Below are 7,742 nucleotides of genomic sequence, written 5' to 3'. Positions count from 1 at the left end.
TGACCTTTGTGAAGGTTGGCAGCTTGCAAAAGAGACTTAACGGGAAAAGTCAGGTCTATTGATGATCACTATATTTGAGGAACAATATGATTCTGAATCAAGGTAGAAATCGGCAATTAAACATTTTGAATCAATTGAAGTTAATCTCTGGAAGTTACAACGTATAAACATTACCTTGCAGAGAGAGTATTATCGGTAAAACAATCTAAAAATAGGAGATTTAACTCGATTTGGAGCAACGTGAAAATTTCTGCTTACTATTTTAGGGCTTACGCACTCTACAAATAAATCATCATATTTATTAAACCCAATCTCACCTAAATCATTTCAAACTCTAATTGATGACTCTTAAGAAAATCATGGGTGAAATGATCCAGCACATTTGTATCAGCTAGTTCCAAATTATAAAAATCCACAGCTTCATGATCAAAATAGGGGCCAGCGTGCCAAGTACCCTCATGTAGCTTGATAAAACAATTCCCCGGAATGCGGAAAGCAGCAATCTCTTCTAATGCTGGTTCATTCACATCATTATTAGGAGGACAAACTGCAATTAACCAATCCTTCCCTGACAAAGAACCCAGACATTGAGTGCATTGCACATGGCGAGTAATTTTGTGAAACTTTTGCCCCCTCTTCTCCAACCGCATAATATAAAATCGTGGAATTCCGTTTTGCAAGTTTAACTGGGCATCTTCCACATCGTAAGCTTTGCCATCAAGACTCGCAAAAATCACCTGCCCATAACGCCGAAAGTTTTCAGAAGTTACCGATTGTGCTTGCAATTGTTGCACTGTCTTTGATGTACTCATATCAAACCTTTGAGATGCTTAGGTTTATTTTCCCCCAAAATGACTGAGTTTTATACAGTCATAATGGTGATTTCCTGAGGTTAAATGCCCTACATTATTGTGAAAAAATAATCTCAGCTTGCTAGATAACTACGTACTTGTTCCTTTTGCCGTCGGAGGAGGCTGAGAGCTTTTTGCTCTATCTGACGCACTCTTTCTCGACTAATACCCATGCGATCGCCAATCTGTGCTAGAGAAAGTTCATATCCATCAGTCAGTCCAAACCGCAAGGTTAATATTTCTCGCTGCTGGGGAGATAATTTTGCCAACAAGTCTTGTAAGTCTTGATGGAGAGATTCTTCAACAGCATAGTCTTCGGGAGAAGGCCCATCATCTTCCAGTATGTCTTGCAATTCTGTATCTTGTTGTTCACCAACTCGCGCCTCTAAAGAGAAGGGTTGACGGGCCAAAAACAAACACTCTCGAACTTGGCTAGGTGTTAAAGATAACGCGGTGGCAATTTCAGCAGTAGTAGGAACGCGACCTAACTGTTGAGATAATTCTCGCTGCACCCGTTTAATTTTGTTCAGTTTCTCAAAGACGTGAATAGGTAAACGAATTGTCCGTCCTTGTTGAGCGATCGCTCGTGTGATTCCTTGACGAATCCACCAGTAAGCGTAGGTAGAAAACTTATAACCAAGAGCGGGATCAAATTTATCCACTCCTCGCTCTAAACCCAAAGTACCTTCTTGAATTAAATCCATAAACTCCAGGTTGCGGTGCTGGTATTTCTTCGCCACTGCTACCACTAACCGGAGATTAGCCTGAATCATTTTCTGTTTGGCTTGATGTCCTTGACTTAGCTGTTGCTCTACCACCTCAATACTTAACTCCACTTGATCTGCCCATTCTTGCAGCGTGGGTTCGTGCTTTAATTTCACAGCTAGTTCTTCTTTAGCAGCTAGTAAATTCATCATCTGCTGCACGTGTTGGGCAAAAATAACCTCTTGTTCACGAGTCAACAAATCTACACGCCCGATTTCTTGCAGATAACTACGCACAATATCATCTGTAGCTCGAGGTTTTTTATCTGCTGCTAAACTTTTTTTCTTCGTTTTTTGAACTTCGGTAGGTGGAGATGTTAAGTTGCTCATGGTTATTTGCTCCTCTGTAACCTCATCAATTTATTGGTATCAAGTCTAGATATTCAGACCCATAGCCATTTCATACTGCTAATCAATTGGCAATACTGATGAATTCTGGTCTATGATACATTACAAGTCAATTCTTGGAGATAATAAACCCAAAATCAACCCACTCCCTAATAATAACATCATCAGTAGTGACAAATCAATTACCCCAAGTATCATCACCATATCTTTGGCTCTATTACACTGTTTTATTCTTGAATATTTGCATAACTTTTAAACATAATCACTATTGATTTAATTCTTGGAGACAATTTATGAATCAATTAAAAATTATCCTGTAAAATCTTTTATTATAAAAGAAAAATTAATAGCAGTAAACCTCTAAATAGTTGTGATTTAAAGATTATTAAAACACAAAAGAGTAAATTATTTTTATTGCTACTATTTTTTTCAAATTTTAAACTTTATTAATCATAAAATACTATTTTTTATCCATAATTTTTTTTATAAATAATCCAATCATATCAAGCCGGATACGTAGAGCGTTAAGCATGAAAGAAAGCACTTTTCCAGCCTCACCTACTTAAAAACAGCTTTTTGCAGTTCAACTGGCGGTACACCAACCGCTACAAAACAAACACAAGTCAAATCCTCTTTTCTTCTACCTCCAGCAAAACAGCATAGCTGCCTTGGTTCTTGAAAGTAGGGTTAAATACCTCTAATTAGGGATTTAGGAAGGCAAAGACGCGGGTATCTGTGACAATTGCCCTTGTGTCATACTGCACGCAGACATCTGCATTGGTTGCGGTATCATTCATGTAATTGCTCTTGGCGACATTTTTTGACTAAAAGTAGTAACAGTGGTCACATTAACACCAAGGATAATACTTGGCAAGACAACAAGATCGACGATCGCAAGTAATTATCCTATTGAAGCAAAAATATTTATGATGCTTAGTGAGAGCAAATTCGTTGGAAACCCTTTGAAGCAAGAATCCCAGGGCTTTCCGTTAGAATGAGCGAACGCAAAAGCGTGTCTCAAGACAAGCGATAGTTTAATAGCCGTGGGAGTATAGGACTCATACTTGATTGCGCGAAAAAACTCCGTGCAGATAAAAAAGCCTTCTTGAATGTTGCCTATTGCCGACGCTCGCAGACTCGCTACCGCTGCGCTATCTTGCCTGCCCACGCAAATAAATTCAAAAATCAAAGCGGATTCCTATATCTCTTGAGCATATACGATCGATTACGCAGCCTACTAGTACAAAGGGCGTGGAAATAAACATACCATTTCAAATGACGCAAAAGCTTAGAATACAATACTTTTGACTTCTGCCTGCGGCTCGACTGAGCTTCGCCGAACGTCCTTGCGGTACTAGTGGGTTCGGCAAACACTCCGGCAAAGCTTTTCTGCCTTGACATAAAGCAGTCAGCACAAATATTTCATCCATGTTTTAGCATTAATAATTAGTTATCTATTGTTATCAAATTTCCTATATCTATCAAAATTTAGTAACTGTCACACGAATACCAGAGTCAAGTTTAGGAACCTTAAAATACTCAATTGGCTCAGTATTTTGAGAACTTTGGGTATTTGTTGGCTTCTGACATTGCTGAAAAAAAGCGTCTGGGTTATTGATGAACTCAAGCGGGCTAATTTTTTGGCATCCTCACTCCTGAACTAGCGAAACTGATTCAGCAGTTCGTTTGGGATTATTGGACTGTCCGATAAAATCACTCCATGTAGTGTTAATCGTGGCTGGCTCCGTCAATAAAACTCCAGCCTGATTGCGATAGGGAAACGGCTCTTTTAGAGTATTGCCTGTTGTGATGGGAACATTTTCTTGGTTAGCATAAGCATTCTGAGGGAGAGCGAATGCACCAATCACAACGACTAAAAGGATGGAAGAGAATTTCATAATTTAATCTCTTTACATGTAGTGTCAGTTTAATAATTACAATTAGCTAGATACAAAAACTAAAAAAGAGCAGCCTAGTTTTAGTACTTCAGGTTAACACAGGTAACAAGAAGTTTAGTGAAATTTCATTAAAAATATAGTGAAGTTTAGTCAGATGTAGACTTTTGTCTAAGAGGAGGCAGTTGATTAATCCATGCTCTAACGATGCCGAAATTTGATACTCGTCTGTTCTCTATTTTCTGCTGCAACTGTGCTAGCTCATGTTCTTTTAACCGTATTAATAACTAGGGTCGGCGTCAAGCTTTGCTGTTGACATAAGGCAGGATACAAAACGATTGTAGACTAGCTTCTGCTTCTTCACATAGTTTGATTTTATTATGCAAACTTACTTACTAGCCGTTTATCTATCGTGCGTGTTACCATACGGTTACACATATAAGACAACGCGCATGTTGTTAGATAAACTCTGGAAGGAGTATTTTGTGTCTATTGCAGAAGACAAACAAGGCGATCGCAACTTTACGGACAAACTTAAAATACGGTATATAAACCCAGCAGTGGGCACTGTGCTGTCATTTCCACAATCCAAAAAAGTCCTTTCACCATTCTGGGCAAATTAAACTGATTGTGAATATCTACAAATTCGATACTCAAATCACACAATTCTATTATTGTCAGTCCCGTATCTTTCCAAGATTGACCATTATTCCAAACAAGAATAAATTCTTGTTGAAAGCTTTTAAGCAGCATCTCTTTTCACTGTCCGTAGTCTACCTCTGAAGTGATTCCCTTGCTTGTAGGCTAGCGCAATTGCTTTATTCCTTACCTTTAAGGAATTAATTTGTCTTGTCTTTTCAGAATCTACAAATAGGCAACAAATATATTAGCATTTGTATAAATCTTTTGTAAAGTTCCCCAATTCAGTGTTTTTACATAATATGATGTTGATTATCAGATGATTAATCAATACTTTCATCATTAGTAACACAAAGCTAAGTTGACCAAAAATGGGAAGCCACTAAATCAGGGAGAAAGTTTTGAGCTATCCTGTTTTTACTATCAGGATAATATCAAGCAATATCAGGTAAGATTTCGACTGATGAAACTATATATATGTCGAGGTAGAATTAGTGCATTTTAGCTGAATGTATTACGGTAGTCGTTAGATAAAGAAGGGTTTCAGATTCAAAAAAATTGACTATTAATAAAATCATTAACGTCTACACCTATCTATCAGGGCATATCCTACCAAACTCTAGTCAATTAATACTAAAACCATGTTTCTTGCAATTAAATAGTTTTTGAAGTGTTTTCTTACTCTAGCTTTCCGAAGTAAATTGATATTTGCATGTTTCAACAAAGGAGATTTAATAGTAGTGAATAGGATCTGGAAAATCAAACATTCATAATTATTTACTATCTACTATTTTGTGCATAAATGGAACTTAAATACTACTAAAAATGTCTATTAATTTACTTCACTCTTGAGCAACCTCAACAAAAAAGCATTAACTCACAATCAACGCAGATATTACTATAGATAGCAAAGTAGACTCCAGTGCTAATGTCGCCAAAATACTGAGAAATATCTCCTGTAAGTAAATAAACTTTTTTCTAAAATTTGTATATATTATGACGATGGAATCTTTACCACAGTTTGAAGAAGTAAATATTCAGAAATACTTCGAAGTAATTCAACGGCGTTGGCTACCTCTAGTCGGAATTTGTGGCATAACTGTTACCCTTGGATGCTTGTATGCATTTTCACTAAAACCTTCATACAGGGCAGAAGGAAGTTTGATGATTAAAACAAATCGCTCTTCCTCACTCACAGGATTATCGGAAGACATAGGACGCTTGGAAGCTTTGAATGTCAACGACAATCCCCTGGAAACTCAGGTAAGAGTTATTGGTTCAAATCCAGTACTTGAGAAGACAATTAATTCCCTCAACCTCAAAGACAGTAAAGGCAAACCGCTCTCGATTCCCACTTTTGCAAAACAACTAAAAATAGAAGGAATCAAAGGCACTGATGTTGTACAACTTTCTTATAAAGGTAGTGATCCTGAACTAGCTGCCAAAATCGTTAATGAAGTTATCGACAATTATATCGACCTAAATATCAAGGCTAATCAGAATGAAGCACTGATAGCCAAAGAGGTTCTTGTAACGGAAGTACCCAAAGCTGAGGAAATTGTCAGAAGAGCCGAATCAAAACTGCGGGTATTTAAAGAACAGAATAAAGTTGTTGTCCTGGGACAAGAAGCAAGCGCAGCAGTTGATACGATTTCCAAGTTAGGAAACCAAATTTCTCAAGCTTTAGCTCAATTAGATGATGTCAAAGGTCGTTTAGGACAATTACGCAGTGAAGCTCGAGTAGATTCACGGCAAGGTGTAATCGACTCTGAATTGAGTGAAGCACCTGGGGTTCAGAAGGTACTTACCGAACTCCAAGAAACAGAAAGCCTACTGGCACTAGAACGGACTCGTTTTTCACCTGAACACCCTACAATTACTACCTTACAAGAAAAAGTCGTAGCTCTTAGGAGCTTACTAAAAGAGCGGATAGGACAAGTCGCTGGTACAGCACAGGTAACAGAGGGCAGTTTACAGGTTGGACAACTGCGGCAAAGCCTAATAGCAGATATCACTCGTGCTCAAGCAGAACGCGTCGGTCTAGAAAGACAAATTGCCACACTTATACGACAGCAAGAAGCTTACATCAAACGAGCAAATAATTTGCCAAGGCTAGAACAGAGTCAACGAGAACTAGAACGGAAACTGCAAGCAGCTCAAACGACTTACGAAACACTCTTAAAGAAACGCCAAGAAATTGATATCGCACAGAACCAAAAGATTCCTAACGCTCGTGTCATTTCTTATGCTTTAACCCCCGAGAAAGCAGAAGGACCTCGCAAAATGCTGTTTATTGTTGGTGGAGGAGGAGTTGGTCTTTTCTTAGGTATTATTGTCGCCTTTGGCTTAGACTTGATAGACCGTTCGGTTAAGACCGTCAAAGAAGCCAAAGAAGTCTTGAAATACAGTGTCTTGGGAGTGATTCCGACACAAGGTAGAAATGGTAAAGATCATCCTTCTATAGCAGGACTCGACAGAGCTATTCCCAAAATCATTGGCAGAGATATTCCTTACTTCCCTGTTGGTAACGCATATCAAATACTACAAGTGAATTTGAAGTTCCTCTGTTCTGATAAACCGTTAAGAAGCATTGTAATCACAAGTTCCGTTGCTAAAGAAGGAAAGTCTGACGTATCTGCAAATTTAGCTGTGACTATGGCCCAGGCAGGGCGGCGGGTCTTGTTGGTGGATGCAGATATGCGTAATCCCATACAGCATCATATCTGGGGGCTAACAAATGCAATAGGACTAAGTAATGTGATTATTGGTCAAGTTTCTTTAGATGCAGCAGTAAAAGAAGTAATGCCTAATCTTGAGGTTCTTACTTCTGGAGCTTTGCCTCCTAATCCAGTAGCAATGCTAGATTCTCAACGTATGGCAACATTAATTAGTAACTTTAACAGAGATTACGATCTTGTGATTTTCGATACACCGCCCTTGTCAGGGATAGCGGATGCTGCTGTTTTAAGTACCCTTACTGACGGGATCTTATTAGTTGTTCGTCCTGGAGTAGTTGACTTGAACAGTGCAAATTCAGCCAAAGAGTTTTTAACTCAATCAGGTCAGAAGGTGTTAGGGATAGTCATCAATGGTGTGAGTACTAAAAATGAACCTAATAATTATTTTTATGACAACAAAAAACGGCAAATTGAACAAGAGTTAGTATCTAGCAGCTTAACAAAATTTTCAAAAGAGCGTTAAATTTTACTAGAGATTGCGAAAGCAACCTTTACTCCAAGCATTTA

At 38.3% G+C, this 7,742-nt stretch carries 6 protein-coding genes and 1 pseudogene; 1 reads left to right on the top strand and 6 read right to left on the bottom strand.

What is annotated here, in order from left to right; all coding sequences use genetic code 11:
• Positions 1–317: 317 nt before the first annotated feature.
• The 6 genes and pseudogenes from VB740_RS07060 to VB740_RS07035 all read right to left on the bottom strand — a co-directional run bounded on the left by VB740_RS07060 (position 318) and on the right by VB740_RS07035 (position 4,611).
• Positions 318–812: an ureidoglycolate lyase gene (locus VB740_RS07060; protein WP_323199333.1), complete on the bottom strand. Its 495-nt coding sequence runs from the start codon at positions 810–812 to the stop codon at positions 318–320.
• 113 nt (positions 813–925) lie between these two features.
• A complete protein-coding gene (locus VB740_RS07055) occupies positions 926–1,945 on the bottom strand; it encodes an RpoD/SigA family RNA polymerase sigma factor (protein ID WP_323199332.1) in 1,020 nt (339 codons plus the stop codon).
• Positions 1,946–2,664: 719 nt separating this feature from the next.
• A pseudogene (locus VB740_RS07050) lies at positions 2,665–2,772 on the bottom strand (DUF3172 domain-containing protein); the annotation flags it as partial.
• A gap of 462 nt (positions 2,773–3,234) precedes the next feature.
• A complete protein-coding gene (locus VB740_RS07045; RefSeq protein ID WP_323199331.1) occupies positions 3,235–3,393 on the bottom strand; it encodes a hypothetical protein in 159 nt (52 codons plus the stop codon).
• A gap of 219 nt (positions 3,394–3,612) precedes the next feature.
• Entirely contained in the window at positions 3,613–3,861 is a 249-nt protein-coding gene (locus tag VB740_RS07040) for a hypothetical protein (RefSeq protein WP_323199330.1), read from the bottom strand.
• Positions 3,862–4,392: 531 nt separating this feature from the next.
• The gene (locus VB740_RS07035) at positions 4,393–4,611 is read right to left on the bottom strand and encodes a hypothetical protein (protein ID WP_323199329.1); all 219 of its coding nucleotides are present in this window, start codon (positions 4,609–4,611) and stop codon (positions 4,393–4,395) included.
• Positions 4,612–5,493: 882 nt separating this feature from the next.
• On the opposite strand from VB740_RS07035, the gene VB740_RS07030 reads away from it, so the two are divergent.
• Positions 5,494–7,698 carry a polysaccharide biosynthesis tyrosine autokinase gene (locus VB740_RS07030; protein WP_323199328.1) on the top strand — a complete coding sequence of 735 codons (2,205 nt, stop codon included), beginning with the start codon at positions 5,494–5,496 and terminating at the stop codon, positions 7,696–7,698.
• Positions 7,699–7,742: the final 44 nt, after the last annotated feature.

The organism is Nostoc sp. UHCC 0251 (genome assembly GCF_034932245.1).
Taxonomy (GTDB): Bacteria; Cyanobacteriota; Cyanobacteriia; order Cyanobacteriales; family Nostocaceae; genus Nostoc.
This window is presented reverse-complemented; position numbering and strand designations above follow the sequence as displayed.

Coding starts and splice junctions, on each gene's coding strand:
- VB740_RS07060 (WP_323199333.1), bottom strand. CDS start 812: ATGAGTACATCAAAGACAGTGCAACAATTGCAAGCACAATCGGTAACT.
- VB740_RS07055 (WP_323199332.1), bottom strand. CDS start 1,945: ATGAGCAACTTAACATCTCCACCTACCGAAGTTCAAAAAACGAAGAAA.
- VB740_RS07045 (WP_323199331.1), bottom strand. CDS start 3,393: ATGGATGAAATATTTGTGCTGACTGCTTTATGTCAAGGCAGAAAAGCT.
- VB740_RS07040 (WP_323199330.1), bottom strand. CDS start 3,861: ATGAAATTCTCTTCCATCCTTTTAGTCGTTGTGATTGGTGCATTCGCT.
- VB740_RS07035 (WP_323199329.1), bottom strand. CDS start 4,611: ATGCTGCTTAAAAGCTTTCAACAAGAATTTATTCTTGTTTGGAATAAT.
- VB740_RS07030 (WP_323199328.1), top strand. CDS start 5,494: ATGACGATGGAATCTTTACCACAGTTTGAAGAAGTAAATATTCAGAAA.